The sequence below is a fragment of the Xanthomonas sp. XNM01 genome, assembly GCF_014851915.1.
Classification (GTDB): Bacteria; Pseudomonadota; Gammaproteobacteria; order Xanthomonadales; family Xanthomonadaceae; genus Pseudoxanthomonas.
Genome location: NZ_JACVAP010000001.1, coordinates 62,636 through 81,033 on the forward strand (window position 1 = coordinate 62,636; position 18,398 = coordinate 81,033).

Here is an 18,398-nt window from a genome sequence, read left to right on the forward strand (position 1 = left end):
CCGCTCGACCCGGCGCCGCCATCCGGTGGCCGCCCGGCATTCGTCGTACAGGAGCAGCCCATGAAACTCAGCCTCGGACCCCTGCAGTACTTCTGGCCGCGCGAGACCACGCTGGCCTTCTACCGCGCCGCCGCGCAGTGGCCGGTCGACATCGTCTACCTGGGCGAAACCGTGTGCAGCAAGCGCCGCGAACTGCGCACCGCCGACTGGCTGGCGCTGGCCGACGAACTCGCCGCGGCGGGCAAGGAGGTCGTGCTGTCGACGCTGGCGCTGATCGAGGCCGAGTCCGAGCTGGGCGTGGCGAAACGGATGGCGGAGAACGGCCGGTTCCTGGTCGAGGCGAACGACCTCTCCGCGGTGCAGCTGTGCCGCGAGCGTGGCGTGCGCTTCGTCGGCGGGCAGTCGCTCAACGTCTACAACCATCGCGCGCTGGCGATGCTGGTCGAGGACGGCATGGCGCGCTGGGTGCCCGGCACCGAGCAGGGCCGGGTGCTGCTGCAGGAGCTGCGTGCGGCGCTGGAGGACGCCGGCGGCACGATGCCCGAACTGGAACTGCTGGCCTGGGGGCGGCTGCCGCTGTCGTACTCGGCGCGCTGTTTCACCGCACGTGCGCTGGACCTGCCCAAGGACGAGTGCGGGTTCCGCTGCATCGACTACCCGGACGGCCTGCCGCTGGCCACGCGCGAAGGCGAGCCGTTCCTGACCATCAACGGCATCCAGATCCAGGGCACGGAAGTGATCGACATGGGCCCGCAGCGCGACCAGATGATCGCCTGTGGCGTCGACATCCTGCGCCTGTCGCCGCAGGCGCAGGGCATGGAGGGCATCGTCGCGCATTTCCGCGACATGCTCGGCAAGGCCGAGCCGCCACCGCCGCTGGGCGCACGCAACGGTTACTGGGACGGCCAGCCGGGCAAGGCCTCGCTGTCCGGGCCGTTCCCTCAGGCGCGGCCCTGACACTGCGGTGCCGCCGAGGGCGGACGGCGGGCGCGCATCCTGTCGTCCCGCGCTCGGGCAGGACGGTGGTCGAGGCGCATCAGCCCCTGAGGCGCGGCGACGAGGGCCAGGTCCGCGGGATCAGCAGTCCGGCCCATGCGGCCTCACGCCGAGCTGGCGCGCCCGCGCGATGCAGGTCGCGCCGCGCAGATGCGGCAGGCGGGTCAGTGCGGCATCGCGCGTGGGTCGCGGTGGCTGGCGCGGACCAGATCGACGTCGGCGGTCATCGGTTGCGGGACCCGTGGCGCGGCAGGTGCCGGACGCGCCGTGGGATCGGAGGCGTGGTCTGCCTCGCCGCTCATGACCAGGGTCAGCATGTCGAACGCGGAGTGCTGCGGAACGGAATCGGCCTTCATGTCTGCTCCAGAGGGACGGGGCGGGCGTGTGGTTCGCGTCCGCCGGTGGGCGTGCGTCTGCATGGTCGACCCGCGGGGAGGGTGCTGCATTGATGCAGGTCAAGGCCCCAGGGGCACGTGGGCGCTGCCTGGCGCGTGCGTCGCGGGCCGATGGCCACCGGTCGCCGCCCGCGACCCGGCGGTGAAGGGCCGGCTGCCTTCGCGTTGCGGGTGTCGCCTGCGCCGGTGACCGCGAGCAGCGTCGATTTCCGGGCGACGTGCCCGGACCCGCACAGCCGGGACGCGACCGGCGAGGACGTCGCCGCCGGTCGCGTGGCTTCGATGGGAGCGACGTGAAACGCGAGCGGCCTCCGCGTCGCCGCCGGCCTGCGCAGCGTGGACGGGCTCAGCAGGGGCCGTCGCCGAGCGCGTGGATCCGTACCTTTCGCTGCGGGTCCGGGCGCAGCGCCAGCCGGGCCTGCATCGCCTGCGAGAGATGCAGGGTGCCGTCGTGCGCCTGCAGCGCCACGCAGGCCACGCCCATGTCATTGGCCACGCGGTCCATCCTGTCGGGGCCGGCGACCATCAACGCGGTGGCAGCCATGTCGACCAGGACCGGATCGCGGCCGAGCACGCTGGCGGCGACGCTGGCGCGCTGCGGGCGGCCGGCGCGTGGATCGATGATGTGGCCGTTCGCGGTGCTCCCGCCGGCGCGTCGGCGCTGGTAGTCGCCCGAGGACGCCAGGCCCTCGCCGTCGCGCAGCTGCAGCGTGGCCAGCAGGCCCTCGCCACCGCGCACGCCGACCGCCCATGGTGTTCCACCGTCGTCGCCCAGCGCCAGCACGAAGCCGCCGACATCGATCAGCGCATCGTCGATGCGGGCGTCCCGGAGCAGGTCGCGGATCTGGCCTGCGGCGAAACCTTCGGACAAGGCGTTGAGGTCGAGCGCGACCGCCGGATTGCGGCTGCTGACCATGCCGTCGTCGGCGATGACGATGTCGTCCATCGACGCGTGCGCCTGCTGCAGCCTGCCGATCGCCCGGGCATCCGGTGCCGCGGTGCGCACCGGGTAGTCGCTGGTATGGAAGCCCCAGGCGGCGAAGGTGCGCCCGGCGGCCGGATTGAACAGCCCGCCGCTCAGCGCATGGCCGCGCCGGGCCTCGCGGATCAGCGCCAGCAGCGTGTCCGGCGGCCGCTGCGCGTGGCCGGCGGCCAGGGCGGCATTGAGCTCGGTCAGCGCGCCGGGTTCCCACGCGTGCCAGTCGCGATGGTCCTCACGCAGCAGCTGCCCGATGCGGTCCAGCGCGTCCTCGGCGCGTGCCGCCTCGGTGCTGCGCAGCTGCACGCTGGCGTGCGAGCCGAACACCAGGTACTCGGCCTGGAAGCTGCGCGCAGGGCGCAGCCAGAGGATGGCCACGCTCGCCAGCGCGGCGAGCGCGAGCAGCGCCAGCGGCGCCGGCCAGGCCCGCCGCTGGCGCGGCGCGGTCACAGCCGTGGCGAACGTGCGAGCGCGTCGACGATGCGCTGCAGCGGCGCCATCGTGTCGTCCAGCACCAGCGGGCTGTCGACGACCGCGCCAGTGGGCCGGTGCAGGTGGGCGGAGGCGGTCACGCCGGCGTGCGCCGCCGGCGCCGTGTCCAGCCGCCAGTGCGCGTCGCCCAGGGTCCACTCCACCGACCAGGCCTGCGGCGACACCCAGCGCACCAGCACCTCCAGGCCATCGGGCCCGTGCAGGGCGACGCCGTCCGGGTGGTGCTGCGGTGGCAGGAAGCCCTCGGGCAGCTGCAGCAGGCCGGCCAGCGCGGCGCTGTCGTCGAAGCCGTCCGGCTCGGCCTCCGCCGCGGGATGGCGGCAGCGCCAGTCCAGCCGCGTCTGCAGATGCCGCTCGTGGCGCTCGAGCAGCTGCAGCGACAGCCAGGCCTCCCAGCCCGGATGTTCGGGCAGGCGGCCATCGGCGATGGCCTGCAGCACCGCGTCGGCGCAGGTGCAGCGCGTGTCGCTCAACAGCTGGCGGCGCATCTGCCGGGTGTCGTACAGCTCCCTGGACAGCGCAGCCAGCACCAGTGCGGTGGCCGGCGGCATGCCGGCGAAGAACGGATCCATCGGTGACTCCTTACATGCCGTGGTCGCGGTGCATGCCGCTGTGCAGCTGCACCATGTCGGGGGTGATCTCGGAGAACGCCAGCACGCGCCCGCCGTGCTCGGTGGCGAAGGCCTGCGCGGCCTCGCGGCTGGAGAAGCTGGCCAGGGTCGGGCCCATGCTGCCCAGCCGCGACGAGCCTTCGACGAAGAACGCCTGCTCCAGTGCGATCCAGTGCCCGGCCGGCGCGTTCCAGTCGGCCAGGGCCATGTCCTGGGTGTAGGCGCCGCCGACGCTGCGCACCTGTTCGGGCGACAGGTACAGCGACAGCAGCTCGACCGTGTCGCAGAACCAGGCGACGTGGCCGTCGGCATAGCGGATCTGGCCCTTGGGGCCGGGATAGTCGGCCAGCAGCATGCCGTCCAGCTCGCACTGGGCGCCGGTGGCCGGCTCCTGCGCGGTCGGGTCGAGCGCCGATGGCGTGCAGCCGCCGAGCAGCAGCGCGAGGGCGAACGGGTAGGCGAGTCTCATCGGAATCTCCACAGCGCGATGCCCAGCGGCGCGACGATCCAGGCGAGCATCGCCGCGCACAGCAGGACGGGGTTGTTCCAGTGGTCGGGCAGCAGCGTGCCGAGGCCGAACGCGGTGCGCAGGCCCTCGCTGCCGTACAGGTTTAGGATGCGGAACACGTCGGCCGGATTGAGCAGCAGCGCATACGGGGCCCACGCCGAGGCGCCGCGCCCGGCCGAGGCGACCAGGATGCCGAGCAGGGCCAGGTCGAACACCAGCACGAAGCCGAACCAGGTCGCGATCGCCGCACCCGATGCGCGCGTGCGCTCGCTGCACAGCACCGAGATCAGCATTGCCAGGCTCAGGAACGCCAGGCCCAGCAGCACGGTGCTGCCGACGAAGGCCAGGTAGAGCCGGAAGCCGGCGATGTCGAGCTGTCCCAGCAGCGGCAGCAGCGCGCTGCCGAAGCCGGCCAGGGTCGCCAGCACCAGCGCGCCGGCCAGCCCGGCGTACTTGCCGAGCAGGAGTTCGGCGCGGGTCGGCGGCAGCGACAGCAGCAGGTCCAGCGTGCCGCGCTCGCGTTCGCCGACGATCGCATCGAAGCCCAGCAGCAGCGCGATCAGCGGCACCAGGTAGATCGCCAGGCTGGTCAGGCTGGCCACGGTCACGCCGATGCCGCGGAAGCCGACGTCGCCGCCCTGCGCGCCGCCGAAATAGGCGATCAGCAGCGCGAACGCGGCGAACACCACCGCCACCGCCAGCACCCAGCGGTTGCGCAGCCGGTCGCGGAACTCCTTGCCGGCCACCGCCAGCGCCAGCCGCCATTGCCAGTCGGGTCTCATGCGGCGGCCTCCGCCTTGTGCTGGTGATGCAGGTACAGGTCTTCCAGGGTCGGCTCCTGCAGCTCGAAGCCGCGCAGCGCCTGCTCCAGCGGGCCCAGGGCAGCCAGCAGGCGCGCCTTGCGCGCATGCGGCACGTCGCAGGCCAGGGTCGCCGCATCGACGGCGGCGACTGCGAAGCCGGCCTGCGTCAGCGCCTGCTGCACGGCTGCGTGCGCGTCCGGTTCCGGCGTGATCCGCGCCCGCGCCGGCAGCGCGGCGTCGGCCGCCAGGGCGGCCACGGTGCCGGTGGCGACCAGGCGGCCGTTGGCCAGGATCGCCAGGTCGTCCAGCCGCGACTGGATCTCGGCCAGCAGGTGCGAGCTGATCAGCACGGTGGTGCCGGCTTCGCGCAGCGCCTGCAGGGTGTCGTAGAACGCATGGATCGCCAGCGGATCCAGGCCGTTGGTCGGTTCGTCCAGGAACATCAGCCGCGGACTGCCGAGCAGGGCCTGGGCGAACCCCAGCCGCTGGCGCATGCCCTTGGAGTACCCGCGCACGTTGCGTCGCGCGGCCGCGGCCAGGCCGACGCGTTCGAGCAGGGCCTCGCACTGGGACGGATCGACCGACTTGAGCCGGGCGAAGAAGCGCAGCGTCTCCAGGCCGTCGAGGTTGTCGTACAGCACCACGTTCTCGGGCAGGTAGCCGATCTGCCGGCGCAGCTGGCGGAACCCCGGGCCGCCGACGTCCTGGCCGGCGATCCGCAGCCGCCCCTCGCTCGGTGCCAGGATGCCCAGCATCATCTTCAGCAGGGTGCTCTTGCCGGCGCCGTTGTGGCCGACGAGGCCGACGATGCGGCCCGGGGCCACGGTCAGGTCCACGCCGCTGACCGCGTGCACCGCGCCATAGCGCTTGCCCACGCCCTCCAGCCGGACCATCGGTTCATCGTGCATCGTGCTTCTCCGGAACCCCGTCGCGCCGGTCCAGCCAGGCGGCCCAGTCGGGATGGTGGGGAGCGATCGCCGGGCGTTCATCGACGATGGTCGGCGTGCGCAGTACCGGGAACTGGCGCGCGATCAGTTTCAGCGTATGCAGCGCGGGGCTGCTGTCGAGCAGCTTGACGAACGGATGCCGCGACAGCAGGCGGTCGACCGCATCGCTGGCCTCGAACGGAGTGTCGCCGGCGCCGTCGCCGTCCTGGTCCCAGCCCAGGTAGTTGCTCCAGTGGTTGCCCTGGCGCTGGCCCCACACCGCATCGCGCGAGGCCACGTAGCGCACCTGCTCGTCGTTGCCGATGAAGTCGTTGCCGTCGATCTGGTTGCGGTAGGAGCCGGCCCACAGATGTACGCCGATCCGGTTGCCGACGATCAGGTTGTCGCGCAGCACGTTGTACTCGGCGTCGTAGATGAACAGCCCGCGGCCGTTGCCGGCGGCGATGTTGGACGCGATCGTCGAGTCCTGGATGGTGCGCAGCATGATGCCGTGGTCGCTGTTGTCCCAGGTGCGGTTGCCCAGCACCTGCAGCTCGCGCACCTCCATCAGCGCCAGCCCGCCCTGGTTGCGGTAGCTGTCGTTGCCCTGCCACAGGTTGCGGTAGGAGTTCATGTAGTGGCTGCCGTAACGCACGTCGTGCATCCGGTTGCCGATGAAGCGCGCATCGTGCGAGACGTCCACGTAGATGCCGTCGCGGGCGAAGGCGATGCGGTTGCGCAGGATCGACGCGTGCTGGCTGTTGTAGAGCTGGATGCCGTTGCCGCGCTGCGAGGACAGGCGATGGCGCATGCCGGTGATCAGGTTGTCCTCGACCCGCACGTGGTCGGCCTTCTCGATCCACAGCCCGAACAGCACGTTGGCGAAATCGCAGCCGCGCACCACCGCGCGGTGCGCGCCGGGCTGCAGGTAGACGCCGGCATGCTGCTCGCCGAGCTCGCCGCCGCTGTCGCGCAGGATCAGGCCCTCGATGCGCACGTCAGGCGCGGTCACCCGGATCACGTCGCCGTGGCCGCCGGCGCTCAGGGTGGGCCGGCCGACACCGCGCAGGGTCAGCGGCTTGTCGATGCGCAGCGATTCGGCGTACAGGCCGCGCGCCACCTCGATGGTATCGCCGGGTGCGGCCCGCGCCACCGCCGCGGCGATGCTCCCGCCGGGATGCACCTGCAGGGTCGCCGCCGACGCCGCCCAGAGCGGCAGCAGGGCCAGTGCGACCGCGGCCAGCAGGTGCGGCCCGGGCTTCATTCGATCACCCGGATCGGGATGAAATGACCATCGCGGCCGACCGGGGTCTGCGGCAGGCCCGCCTTCTCGCGGCGCTTGCGCTCCCTGGCCAGCGGCGGGCAGGCGTGGTCGTCGTAGTAGAGCACCATGCAGTCCAGGCACTGCATGCACTCGGTCGGGTCGATCCGCCCCTGCGGGTCGATCGCCTGCGAGCCGCAGCCGGCCGCGCAGGCCTTGCAGGTGGTGCAGTCGCTCTTGCGCCACAGGCCGAAGACCCGCCAGCGCGACGGGATCGCCAGCGCCGCGCCGAGCGGGCACAGGTACTTGCAGAACGGCCGCTCCATGAACATCGCCGCGACCATCAGCAGGCACCAGAACAGCACGAACGGCCAGCTGCGGGTCCAGACGTGGACCAGGAAGGTGGTCTTGAACGGCTCGACCTCGGCCAGGCGCTCGGCCAGCGCCATCGAATGGAACGAGGCGGCCACCAGCACCAGCAGCACCACGTACTTCAGCCAGCGCAGCCGGTGGTGCCAGCGCGCCGGCAGGGCGAACTGCCAGCGGCGCAGCCCGATCCGGCCGGCGAACTTGTACAGCAGCTCGCTCAGCGAGCCGTACGGGCACAGCCAGCCGCAGAACACGCCGCGCCCCCACAGCACGATGCTGATCGCGATGAAGATCCAGAACAGGAAGATCAGCGGATCGCTCAGGAACAGGTCCCAGCGCCAGCCATCGAACACCGCGTGGATCAGGGTGAGCACCTGCACGACCGAGGGCTGGGCGAGCTGGCCGAAACCGACGTACACCACCGCCACCGTCCACACCGCGATGTGCGGCCACAGCACCCAGCGTTTGTCGGTGCGGCGCGCGCGCGCGGCCCAGCGCCGGTGGGTGGCGTAGAACGCGGTGGTGAAGCCCAGCAGGGCCAGGAACGCGGCGATCTCCCAGCGCTTGGCCGACCAGATCTTGCGCCAGGCCGGCACCGGGACCTCGATGGTCGGGCGCCCGCCTTCCAGGTAATGCGCGGGCAGCCAGTATTCGCTGTCGAAGTTGGCGAACTCGGTCTCGGTCCCTCCGCTGGACAGGTTGGCCAGGAAGGTCAGGCGCCATGGGTACGCGGACGAGAATGCCTCGTCGCGCAGGATGAAGATGCCGGACTCGCGGTAGGCGGGCGCCCCGACGGCCTGCACGCCGTGCAGGTTGAGGTAGTCGGTGTCGCGGAAGCTGTGGGTGTCGACGTCCTGCGAGACCTGGATGCGGTCGTAGATGCCGCCGCGGACGAAGGCCGAGCCCTTGAACGAGCTGCTGCCGCTGCCGATCACGAACAGCGCGTGCTCGCCCGGCTGCAGGTCGTCCATCAGCCGCCGGTAGCCCTGCGCGCCGAGGATGCTGGTGCCGATCGCCGGCGCGTTGAGGTAGCCGAACCACAGGTCGATGAAGGGCTCGCCGGTGTCGCGCGCGCCGACCTGCGCCTGGCTCACGGTCAGGCGGCGCACGCTGCCCTCGCGCACCAGCGTGTCCCAGTCGCGTACCGCGCCATCGTCGCTGAAGCGGCCCTGCGGGCGCGCCACCGCCTGCAGCAGGCCGACCTGGCGGGCGACCGCATGGCTGCCGCGACTGACCAGCTGGTTCTCGGCGATCACCGTGACCGTCGCGCCGCTGACCGCCTTCAATGGCACGTAGTCGCCGGTCGCCCGGCCCAGCTCGAAGCGGGCACCGGCCGGGCTGCCGGTGTACTGGGCGATGTAGGCGTCCAGTTTCTCCTCGGGGATGCCGGCCAGCAGGATCGGTTCGCTGTGCTTGAGGATGCGCGCGCCGCTGATGCGGCCCTGCGCATCCATGCCCACCAGGGTGACGATGGGCTTGCCCGAGTAGCCGACGATCTCCGGCGCCACGTCGGTGGACAGGAACACGTAGCCGACGACTTCCTCGCCCCCCGTGCCGTCGCGCAGGCCGGTGACGAAGGCCGGATTGCCGGTGCGCAGCGAGAAGCGCTGCGCGCCCGGCAGCACGCTGGTACAGGGCGCATGCCGGCACAGGTCGGGATCGGCGAACAGCGCGTCGGGCAGGTCGGCCTCGTAGGAGCCGGCCTGCGCGGGCGCGGCAAAGGCGGATGCGAACGCCAGTGCCAGGCAGGTCAGTGTCCAACGCAGCAGCAGCGCCACCAGCGGGGAGGAGGGAAGAGGTCCTGGCATCGCGTCGCTCCTGGCCGGTGTGTGCCGGCGCCCGCCTACTGGGCCTTGGACACCATGTAGTCCACCGCGGCCTTGACCGTGTCGTCGTCCAGCGACGGATTGCCGCCGCGTGCGGGCATCGCGCCGCTCTCGCCGACATAGCCTTCGATCGCGTGCGTGTGCAGCACGTCCTGGCCCTGCGCGATGCGCGGCGCCCACTGTTCCTTGCTGCCCAGCACCGGCGCACCCAGCGCGGTGGTCGCATGGCAGACCGCGCAGGTCTTCTGGTAGGTCTCCTCGCCGATGCCGCCGGCGTCTGCCGCCCCAGCTGCCACGGCGACCGGTTCTGCGGCCGGTTCGGCAGCAGCGGGTTCGGTCACCGTCGCCGCCGGTGCGGTGTCGGCCGCGGCGGTGGAGGACTCCGGTGCATCCGCAGCACCGCAACCGGCCAGCGCCAGGGCCAGCAGCGCGAGTGCGGAATGACGCAGAACGGGAAGGCTTTTCATGAGGTCTCCGGATGACGTGGCGGTCTGCTGCGCGACCGCGGGCATGCGGTCGATCCGGTGGGCAAGGTAGGCCGCGCGACCGGGCGCCGCATTGACGTAGATCAACGTGCGACGGGCCGCGGATGCGGCGACATGCGCCGTGCGGCGATGGCGCATGACGCGCAGTGAAAGGCACGTGGAACGCGTTCGCTCGACGCAGCCATGCGCGTCCTCGATCTGCACGTGTCTTCGATCCGGGAGGGCGTCGCTGCCGTTGCATCTGCGTGCGTCGCTGCACGGCCCATCGCGGCGATCCGCGCTGCCTCATCGGTGTGTGCGTGGCAACGGGGCCACGGGCGATGCCGGCCGCCGCGGGTTCGCGCGACGTGCGTTGGAGTGGGTAGCACGTTATCGGCGCCGCGGGGTGCGACGCATTGACGCAGGTCAATGTGCCGATGTCACGGGGCTGCCTAGACTGCGACGCCCCGACACGCAATGAACCGATTCCAGCGCTCTCAAAGGGGGCCGATATGAAGGACACACAAGACGTCATGAACAACCCGGGACGTCGCAGATTCCTGGGAACGACGGCCCTGGCCGGCGCCGGCCTCGCAGGCACTGCCGCGATCGGGCTGGTGGGCTGCGCCGACAAGGGCGCCGGTGCGGCGGCCGGGGCCGCTGCAGGCGGCACCAGCGCGGGCAGCGCGCCGCTGCACGGCAGGTTCGAAGTCGCACCGGGCAAGCTCGACGAGTACTACGTGCTGTCCTCGGGCGGCCACTCCGGCGAGGTGCGGATCTACGGTTGCCCGTCCGGACGCACGCTCAAGCGCATCCCGGTGTTCAACATCGACCCGATGGTGGGCTGGGGCATCACCAACGAGTCGCGCGCGATCATCGGCACGCGCCCGGATGGCCAGCTCAAGTACTGGACCGGCGACACCCACCACGTGCAGGGCTCGTACGCCGACGGCACCTACGACGGCAAGTTCTTCTGGGTCAACGACAAGCTGCACAGCCGCGTCGCCCGCATCCGTGGCGACACCTTCGAAGTCGACCGCATCACCGACCTGCCCAACGTGCAGGGCCACCACGGCATCTTCACCGACAAGCGCGATCCGGTGGATGCGGCGCTCAACCACACCACACGCGTGTTCGCCGGTGCCGAGTTCCACATCCCGCTGCCCAACGACGGCCGCGACATGGACACGCCGGACAAGTACGGCTGCCTGTTCTCCTGCATCGACGCGGAGACCATGGAGGTGCGCTGGCAGTGCCAGGTCGACGGCAACATGGACCTGGTCGCCACCTCGTACGACGGCAAGTACGCCGCGTCCAACCAGTACAACGTGGAGGGCGGCGTCCACTACGAGGACATGATGTCGGCCGAGCACGATGCCTGCGTGTTCTTCGACATCGCGCGGATCGAGGCGGCGGTGGCCGAGGGCCGCTTCACCACCATCGGCGACTCCAGGGTGCCTGTCGTGGACGGGCGCAAGGCGGCCAATCCGGACGCCAAGACCGCGCTGACCTGCTACGTGCCGATCCCGAAGAACCCGCACGGCGTCAACGCCAGCCCGGACGGCAAGTACTTCGTGTGCTCGGGCAAGCTGTCGCCGACCTGTTCGGTGATCGAGCTGGCGAAGATCGAGCAGTGGTTCGCCGGCAGCCTGGAGAAGGCGCGCGACGCGGTGATCGCCGAGCCGAACGTCGGCCTGGGCCCGCTGCACACCGCCTTCGACGGCCGCGGCAACGCGTACACCACGCTGTTCCTGGACAGCAAGATCGTGAAGTGGAACGTGGACGCGGCCATCGCCGAGTTCGCCGGCGACAAGACCGCCAAGGTGATCCTGGACAGCGTGGACGTGCACTACCAGCCCGGCCACGGCTACACCTCGATGGGCGAAACCAAGAACGCCGACGGCAAGTACTTCAACTCCGGCAACAAGTTCTCCAAGGACCGCTTCCTGCCGGTCGGGCCGCTGCATGTCGAGACCGAGCAGCTGATCGACATCTCCGGCGACAAGATGACGCTGATCCACGACCACACCGCGTATCCGGAGCCGCATGACGCGCTGCTGATCCACGCGTCGGTGATCAAGACCAAACAGATCTACGACATCGACGAGTTCCCGAACGCGGTCAAGACCGAGGCCGACGTCGGCATCGAGCGCGACGGCAACAAGGTGCACGTGAAGCTGAACTCGCGCGCGCCGACCTTCGCGATGCGCGAGTTCACGGTGAAGAAGGGCGATGTGGTCACCATCACCCTGACCAACCTGGACAAGGTCGAGGACCTGACCCACGGCTTCGGCATCCCGATGTACAACGTCAACTTCATCGTCAACCCGCAGGAGACCAAGTCGGTGACGTTCCTGGCCGACAAGGCCGGCGTGTACTGGTGCTACTGCACGCACTTCTGCCACGCGCTGCACCTGGAGATGCGCTCGCGCATGATCGTCGAGGGCTGACCGGTCGCATGCTCCAATGAAAAACCCCGCATCGGACGATGCGGGGTTTTTTTGTGCCTGCGGAGTGGACGCGCGGGCGCGGCCCGTGCGCGCGGCGAGGTCAGCGGCTTCCGGCCTCGCGCGCGGCGCGCAGCACGCGCGCGCCACGCTGCAGCACGATGCGCTGGGCCAGCGGCAGGTCTTCCCAGGGCATGCGGTCGAGCAGGTTGCGCACGGTCAGGCCCAGCTCGACGTCACCGGTCAGTACCAGCCGGCGCTGGAAGAACAGCGTGTCGGCATCCTCCAGGCGGCTGGCCAGCAGGGCCAGGTCGGTCGCGCTGCCGCGCACGGTCGCTTCGGCCGGTGCATCGCAGACCCGCAGCCGGCCGGCATTCCAGACCAGCACCCAGTGCAGGCCGAGGTCGTCGATGTCGATGCCGAGCCGGCGGTCTTCGATCAGCGCCAGCGCAGCGGCGTCGATGCCGGCCAGCGACCTGCCCAGCAGGCGTTCGACCAGCGGCGCCTGCAGGCGGGCCGGCAGGCGCGCGAGCAGTGGCCGCCAGCGGCGGGGAGGCGGGAGCAGGCGCAGCATCCGGCGCGGGAGCGTGGGCGACAGCGTGTCGACGATCATCGGGCGTGTCCGGGAAGGGAAGGAGGTCTGTGCCTGCTGGCGGCAGGCGTCGGAGATCAGCGTGCGCATCAGGGCGTCGGCGGTGTCGCGCGGCACCGCGACATGGCCGGCGACCCGGCGTGCGCGTGCCAGCACCTGGGCCTCGCGGGGACCATCGCGCAGCGGCAGCCCGGCGATCTGCTTGCCGTGCGCGGCCGCGCGGACCAGGTGGCGGCGCAGTCCGGCCAGCGCGACCACCGCATCGTCGACGTGGTCGATGGCATGGCGTGCGCCACCCAGGGCGCCGCGGGCCAGGCGCCGCAGTGGAACGGATCGGGGGAATACGGGCATGCACCTGCCTTGTGGAAGTACGGTCGCTGGCGATGCTAGCGAGCGCTCCGCCCCAGCGGTCTGACCCACGTCAAGGGCGCCGGGCTTCGTCGTCGGCCGGTGCGTCGGTGGAGGCGTCCGCATCGGACGCGGCGGCCAGATGCCGCACGGCCGGCAGCACGTGCGCTGCATGGACGGCGTCGGCTTCGTCGCGGTCGAAATCGGCATGGCGGCGCTTGCGCACGCCGTAGTCCGACAGGGTCAGGTGCACGTCCGGCACCACGCCGGCCTGGGCCAGGCAGGCGCGCACGCAATGCAGCACGCAGCCGTCCAGCGCCACGATCGCCCGTCCCGAGCGCGCGGTGCGGACCAGGCCGGTCACGCCGCCGCCCACGCCGGCGATGCACGACATCTCGGCGACGCCGGCGCGGTCGAGCCGCAGCGCCAGGGCATTGGCCATCTGCGCGGCGCTCGAGCAGCCCGAACAGCTGTAGACCAGCGGCGGCTTGCCGCTCATGCAGGCGTTCCGTGTTCGCGTGCGAAGGCCCGCGCGCGGTGCAGACAGCGCAGTACGCAGGCGGTGCTGATGGCGTACGCGCCGATCAGCGCGAGGCCGGCGCCGGCCGTCAGCGCCGGCCGGATCGCCGTCGCCGTCAGCAGCGCCGCGGCCACGCAGTGCGCCGCCAGCGCGATCGCCTTGTCGCGGTCAGGCAGCAGCCGCCCGACCGCGGGAATGCGGACGCCGCGCGGGCAGCGGCCGCGCAGGGCGATCCAGCTCACGAAGGCGACGATCTCCAGCAGCATGCCGTTGACCAGCAGCGGAATGCCGATGCCGATGCCGAGCACGCCGGCGAGCATGCCGGCGCGTTCTGAGACGCCGGCCGCGGCGATGCAGGTCGCTACGCCCGCCGCGAGAAGGGCCACGCTGCCGGCACGCCAGAAGCCGACCAGGGCCGGGTTGCGCCGGTGCGGTGGCCGCCACTGCAGCCGGAGCACGGTCAGGCCGAAACCGATCGCGGCCAGTGCCAGCGCCGGCACCAGCATCGGCGCCGGCGCACCGGCCAGGCGCCCGATCACACCGGCCAGCAGCACGCTGCCGATGGCGGTCAGGCCGGCGGCCAGCCACCAGGCGGGAATCGCGGCCGTGCCCTGGAACATCGGCACGGTCATGCTGCCGACCGCCAGCAGCAGGCCCAGCACCCAGCCGACCAGCCCCAGCGTGGCGTGCGCATCGACCAGCCGGTCCAGCGGCCAGGCCAGATGCCCGGCCAGGACCGCGGCGGCCAGCATGCCGGACACGACGGTGGCGCCGAGGGCGACGACCGCAGCGCCCAGGCCGGCACGCAGCACGCGTTGCGCCCCGCGCCGCAGCAGGGCCGGCAGCACCGGCGCGGCCACCACTACCAGCGCGGCGATCATCAGGGCCGAGGCGGGCAGCAGCAGGGCACGCAGATGCAGCAGGCCGCACAGGAACAGGACCAGGCCGGCATTGAGGCCGGCATGCGCCCAGTGCGACAGCGGCAGACCCGCATGCGGCACGCCGGCGGCGACCGGCAGGAACTGCAGCATGCTGCCGAGCATCGCGTTGCCGAGCACGCCGAGGGTGAAGACATGCACCAGGGCCACCGTCGCCGGTGCCCAGCGGCCGAGCGCCAGCGCATCGGGCTGCGCGACCAGCAGCAGGCCGGCGACGATGCCCCACAGCGGCGAGGTCAGCAGGAAGCGCAGCGGCCGACCCGCCTGCGGCGCACGGGTCAGCGCCAGGCCGCTCACGGCCCCGGCCGGTCCGCCAGCAGCGCGGCGGCCGCATCGCGGCGGCAGATCGCGATCCGCGCGCTGCCGTCCTGCTGTTCGGCGACGCGCCAGATGTAGCCCCATTCGTCCAGGATCGGCAGCAGCGGGCCGGGCGCCTGCGGAGTCAGCGCATCCAGGCGGGCGTCGGCGGGCAACGACAGCAGGGCGTCGAGGATGCGGTTCATCGGCTCCGGTGGCGGCAGATGGCGCAGGTCGAGGGCATGCATGGCAGGTCTCGGTGCGGGAATGCGCGCAGGGTCGCAGCGTCGGCCGCGGCCCGCCTTGACCTGCATCAGTCCTGCGCGTCTGTACAGGCGGGGTTGGGAGAGCGGCGCACGCGCGCTTGACCGCGGTCATGGTCGGTCCCGCGGGCGCGGGCCTACGGTGCGCGCAACCCACACGCAGGACAGTCCATGCACGCCGCCTTCCGTTTCTCCACCCTTGCGCTGCTGGTCGCGGCAGCGTCGCCGTCGGCCGCACTGGCCGCCGATCCGGCCGGCGCCTCGCTGGACCTGCGCTACCGCTACGAGCACGTCGACCAGGCCGGCATCGCCCACCAGGCCGACGCGCACACGCTGCGCGCGCGGGTCGGCTACCTGAGTCCGTCCTGGCACGGCTGGTCGGCACGCGCCGAGGCCGATGCGGTGCTCGCGCTGGACGAGCGCCACCACAACGACACCCGCAATGGACGCCGCGCCTATCCGGTGGTGGCCGATCCGGGCGGCGCGGAAATCAACCAGGCACTGCTGCGCCACGACGGCCGCTACGGCAGCACCACGTTCGGACGCCAGCGCATGGTGCTGGGCAACCAGCGTTTCGTCGGCGGCAGCGCCTGGCGGCAGAACGAGCAGACCTACGATGGCGTGCGCCTGCAATGGACACCGGCGACATCGCTGGCGCTGGATTACGCCTGGATCGGCGGCATCAACACGATCTTCGGACCGGCCGACAGCGCCGCCAGCAATCGCGCCAATCCTGCCGACATCGACGGCGACAGCCACCTGCTGCAGATGCGCTGGCAGGTGGCGCCGGTGCTGGCCGCGAGCGCCTACCACCACCGCCTGCGTCTGGACGACATCGCGGTGAGTGCGGCCGCGCCGCTGGGCACGCTGTCCAGCCGCACCAGCGGCCTGCGCCTGGAAGGACGCGCCGGCGCGTGGTCGTACGCGGCCGAACACGCGCGGCAGCGCGAACTGCGCGGCAATCCGTGGCGCCTGGACAGCCGCTATGCACTGGCCGAACTGGGCTACACGCTGCACGGCGTCGCCCTCAAGGCCGGGTACGAGTCGCTCGGCGGCGGCACCGGCCCGGGCAACCATGCGTTCCAGACGCCGCTGGCGACCAGACACCAGTTCCAGGGCTGGGCCGACGTGTTCCTGACCACGCCGGCGTCCGGCATCGTCGACCGCTACGTCGGTGCGACGCTGCCGCTGAAGGGTGGCAGCCTGCAGGCCTGGTTCCACACCTTCGCGCCCGAGCGCGGCGGCGGCGACTACGGCGACGAGATCGACCTGTCCTACGCGCGTCCGATCCCGGGCGTGGCCGGCCTCGACGGGCTGGTGAAGCTGGCGCGCTACCGCAGCGACGACCCGGCGCGCACCGCCGATACCGACAAGCTGTGGCTGCAGCTGCACTACGCCTACTGACAGCAGGCATGGATGCGCCCCGGCACCGGGCGCGTCCGGCGCCTGGCACCGGCATTCTTCCGTCTCGACGCTCCGGGAGACGGCGGGGTGCCGGTCACCGTTTGCGGGCCGGCAGGGTCCGAATCGGGGGCGTCTTGATCCATGTCATACGACATGTGCCGTTTCTTTCCCAGAATCACACAACATCTTGTGTGCGAGGCGAAAGAACATGGAACGGCGCGACTCCCTGCTGCAGCGGTCCGGACAGGTCCTGGTGGACCCGGTCACCTCGGTCGAGGAGTACCTGAGCCGGGCCGACTGGCGGGTCAACGCCAACGCCAACCAGGGCTATTCCCTGGGCGGTCTGATCCTCAACGTGGCCGGAAAGGTCACCGCCAACTACTGGCTGGACCGGGTCTACCCGGCCGAGATCGGCCGGGCCCACCGCGAGGGCGACCTGCACATCCACGACCTGGACATGCTGTCGGGCTACTGTGCCGGCTGGTCGCTGCGCACCCTGCTGTACGAAGGGCTCAACGGCATCCCCAACCGGGTCGAGGCCGGGCCGCCGAAGCACCTGTCGTCGGCGGTCGGGCAGATCGTCAACTTCCTCGGCACGCTGCAGAACGAGTGGGCGGGCGCGCAGGCGTTCTCCTCGTTCGACACCTACATGGCGCCGTTCGTGCGCAAGGACGCGCTGTCCTATGCCGAGGTGCGGCAGTGCATCCAGGAGCTGATCTACAACCTCAACGTGCCGTCGCGCTGGGGCACGCAGACCCCGTTCACCAATCTCACCTTCGACTGGGTCTGCCCGGCCGACCTGCGCGAGCAGACCCCGTTCATCGCCGGCGAGGAGATGCCGTTCACCTACGGCGAGCTGCAGGCCGAGATGGACATGATCAACCGCGCCTACATCGAGGTGATGAGCGAGGGCGACGCCAAGGGCCGGGTGTTCACCTTCCCGATCCCGACCTACAACATCACCGCCGATTTCCCCTGGGACTCGGAGAACGCGCAGCGGCTGTTCGACATGACCGCGCGCTACGGCCTGCCGTACTTCCAGAACTTCATCAACTCCGAGCTGGACCCGGGAATGATCCGCTCGATGTGCTGCCGCCTGCAGCTGGACCTGCGCGAGCTGCTCAAGCGCGGCAACGGCCTGTTCGGCAGCGCCGAGCAGACCGGCAGCCTGGGCGTGGTCACGGTCAACTGCGCGCGGCTGGGCCATCTGCACCGCGGCGACGAGGCCGCGCTGTACGCGCGCCTGGACGAACTGCTGGAACTGGGCCGGCGCAGCCTGGAGATCAAGCGCGAGGTCGTGCAGAAACTGATCGACGACGGTCTGTATCCGTACACGAAGCGCTACCTCGGCTCGCTGCGCAACCACTTCTCGACGCTGGGCGTGAACGGCGTCAACGAGATGATCCGCAACTTCACCGGCGACGCGCACGACATCACCAGCGACTGGGGCCATGCGTTCGCGGTGCGGCTGCTCGACCACATCCGTGCGCGGATGGTGGAGTTCCAGGAATCGACCGGGCACCTGTACAACCTCGAGGCGACCCCGGCCGAGGGCACCACGTACCGCTTCGCCAAGGAAGACCGCCGGCGCTGGCCGGACATCCTGCAGGCCGGCAGCGACGACAAGCCGTACTACACCAATTCCTCGCAGCTGCCGGTGGGCTTCACCGACGATCCGTTCGAGGCGCTGGAGCGGCAGGAGGCGCTGCAGTCGCGCTACACCGGCGGCACCGTGCTGCACCTGTACATGGGCGAGCGCATCTCCAGCGGACAGGCCTGCCGCGACCTGGTGCGCCGCGCGCTGACCCGCTTCCGCCTGCCGTACATCACCATCACCCCGACCTTCTCGATCTGCCCGACCCACGGCTACCTGGAAGGCGAGCACGCGTTCTGCCCGCGCTGCGACGACGAGCTGCTGGCGCGCAGGCAGCGCAGCGTGGCCGGCGCCGCCTGAGCGGC

17 protein-coding genes are annotated in these 18,398 nt (G+C 71.2%); 4 read left to right on the forward strand and 13 right to left on the reverse strand.

Annotation, left to right across the window (positions count from 1 at the left end; translation table 11 throughout):
- Positions 1 to 60 precede the first annotated feature (60 nt).
- Entirely contained in the window at positions 61 to 957 is an 897-nt protein-coding gene (locus IB242_RS00275; protein WP_192275202.1) for a U32 family peptidase, read from the forward strand.
- 203 nt (positions 958 to 1,160) lie between these two features.
- Here the strand turns inward: IB242_RS00275 and IB242_RS00280 are convergent, their stop codons facing one another.
- The 9 genes from IB242_RS00280 to IB242_RS00320 all read right to left on the reverse strand — a co-directional run bounded on the left by IB242_RS00280 (position 1,161) and on the right by IB242_RS00320 (position 9,633).
- Entirely contained in the window at positions 1,161 to 1,352 is a 192-nt protein-coding gene (locus IB242_RS00280; protein WP_192275203.1) for a hypothetical protein, read from the reverse strand.
- A 385-nt stretch (positions 1,353 to 1,737) separates the two neighbouring features.
- The gene (locus IB242_RS00285; RefSeq protein WP_192275204.1) at positions 1,738 to 2,820 is read right to left on the reverse strand and encodes an FAD:protein FMN transferase; all 1,083 of its coding nucleotides are present in this window, start codon (positions 2,818 to 2,820) and stop codon (positions 1,738 to 1,740) included.
- Positions 2,817 to 3,434, reverse strand: a complete 618-nt coding sequence (locus IB242_RS00290; protein ID WP_192275205.1) for a hypothetical protein — start codon at positions 3,432 to 3,434, stop codon at positions 2,817 to 2,819. The genes IB242_RS00285 and IB242_RS00290 overlap by 4 nt, the downstream gene beginning before the upstream one ends.
- Positions 3,435 to 3,444: 10 nt before the next feature.
- Positions 3,445 to 3,942: a nitrous oxide reductase accessory protein NosL gene (locus IB242_RS00295; protein WP_192275206.1), complete on the reverse strand. Its 498-nt coding sequence runs from the start codon at positions 3,940 to 3,942 to the stop codon at positions 3,445 to 3,447.
- Positions 3,939 to 4,763, reverse strand: a complete 825-nt coding sequence (locus IB242_RS00300) for an ABC transporter permease subunit (protein ID WP_192275207.1) — start codon at positions 4,761 to 4,763, stop codon at positions 3,939 to 3,941. The genes IB242_RS00295 and IB242_RS00300 overlap by 4 nt, the downstream gene beginning before the upstream one ends.
- The gene (locus IB242_RS00305; protein ID WP_225539919.1) at positions 4,760 to 5,692 is read right to left on the reverse strand and encodes an ABC transporter ATP-binding protein; all 933 of its coding nucleotides are present in this window, start codon (positions 5,690 to 5,692) and stop codon (positions 4,760 to 4,762) included. Before IB242_RS00305 ends, IB242_RS00300 begins: the two co-directional genes overlap by 4 nt.
- Entirely contained in the window at positions 5,682 to 6,974 is a 1,293-nt protein-coding gene (locus tag IB242_RS00310) for a nitrous oxide reductase family maturation protein NosD (RefSeq protein WP_192275208.1), read from the reverse strand. The genes IB242_RS00305 and IB242_RS00310 overlap by 11 nt, the downstream gene beginning before the upstream one ends.
- Complete coding sequence (locus tag IB242_RS00315; protein WP_192275209.1) at positions 6,971 to 9,148, reverse strand: 4Fe-4S binding protein; 2,178 nt, start codon at positions 9,146 to 9,148, stop codon at positions 6,971 to 6,973. Before IB242_RS00315 ends, IB242_RS00310 begins: the two co-directional genes overlap by 4 nt.
- Before the next feature lie 35 nt (positions 9,149 to 9,183).
- Positions 9,184 to 9,633 carry a c-type cytochrome gene (locus IB242_RS00320; protein WP_192275210.1) on the reverse strand — a complete coding sequence of 150 codons (450 nt, stop codon included), beginning with the start codon at positions 9,631 to 9,633 and terminating at the stop codon, positions 9,184 to 9,186.
- 530 nt (positions 9,634 to 10,163) lie between these two features.
- Between IB242_RS00320 and nosZ the strand changes: the two genes are divergently transcribed.
- Positions 10,164 to 12,080: a TAT-dependent nitrous-oxide reductase gene (gene nosZ / locus IB242_RS00325; RefSeq protein WP_255523443.1), complete on the forward strand. Its 1,917-nt coding sequence runs from the start codon at positions 10,164 to 10,166 to the stop codon at positions 12,078 to 12,080.
- 100 nt (positions 12,081 to 12,180) lie between these two features.
- Here the strand turns inward: nosZ and IB242_RS00330 are convergent, their stop codons facing one another.
- The 4 genes from IB242_RS00330 to IB242_RS00345 all read right to left on the reverse strand — a co-directional run bounded on the left by IB242_RS00330 (position 12,181) and on the right by IB242_RS00345 (position 15,020).
- Entirely contained in the window at positions 12,181 to 13,020 is an 840-nt protein-coding gene (locus IB242_RS00330) for an SCP2 sterol-binding domain-containing protein (RefSeq protein WP_192275212.1), read from the reverse strand.
- 70 nt (positions 13,021 to 13,090) lie between these two features.
- On the reverse strand, positions 13,091 to 13,516 hold the full coding sequence (locus tag IB242_RS00335; protein ID WP_192275213.1) for a putative zinc-binding protein: 426 nt from the start codon (positions 13,514 to 13,516) through the stop codon (positions 13,091 to 13,093).
- Entirely contained in the window at positions 13,513 to 14,772 is a 1,260-nt protein-coding gene (locus tag IB242_RS00340) for a hypothetical protein (protein WP_192275214.1), read from the reverse strand. Before IB242_RS00340 ends, IB242_RS00335 begins: the two co-directional genes overlap by 4 nt.
- Complete coding sequence (locus tag IB242_RS00345; RefSeq protein ID WP_192275215.1) at positions 14,769 to 15,020, reverse strand: DUF2249 domain-containing protein; 252 nt, start codon at positions 15,018 to 15,020, stop codon at positions 14,769 to 14,771. Before IB242_RS00345 ends, IB242_RS00340 begins: the two co-directional genes overlap by 4 nt.
- A 186-nt stretch (positions 15,021 to 15,206) precedes the next feature.
- Between IB242_RS00345 and IB242_RS00350 the strand changes: the two genes are divergently transcribed.
- Complete coding sequence (locus IB242_RS00350) at positions 15,207 to 16,439, forward strand: alginate export family protein (RefSeq protein WP_192275216.1); 1,233 nt, start codon at positions 15,207 to 15,209, stop codon at positions 16,437 to 16,439.
- A gap of 208 nt (positions 16,440 to 16,647) precedes the next feature.
- Complete coding sequence (locus tag IB242_RS00355) at positions 16,648 to 18,393, forward strand: ribonucleoside triphosphate reductase (RefSeq protein ID WP_192275217.1); 1,746 nt, start codon at positions 16,648 to 16,650, stop codon at positions 18,391 to 18,393.
- The last annotated feature ends 5 nt before the right edge of the window (positions 18,394 to 18,398 follow it).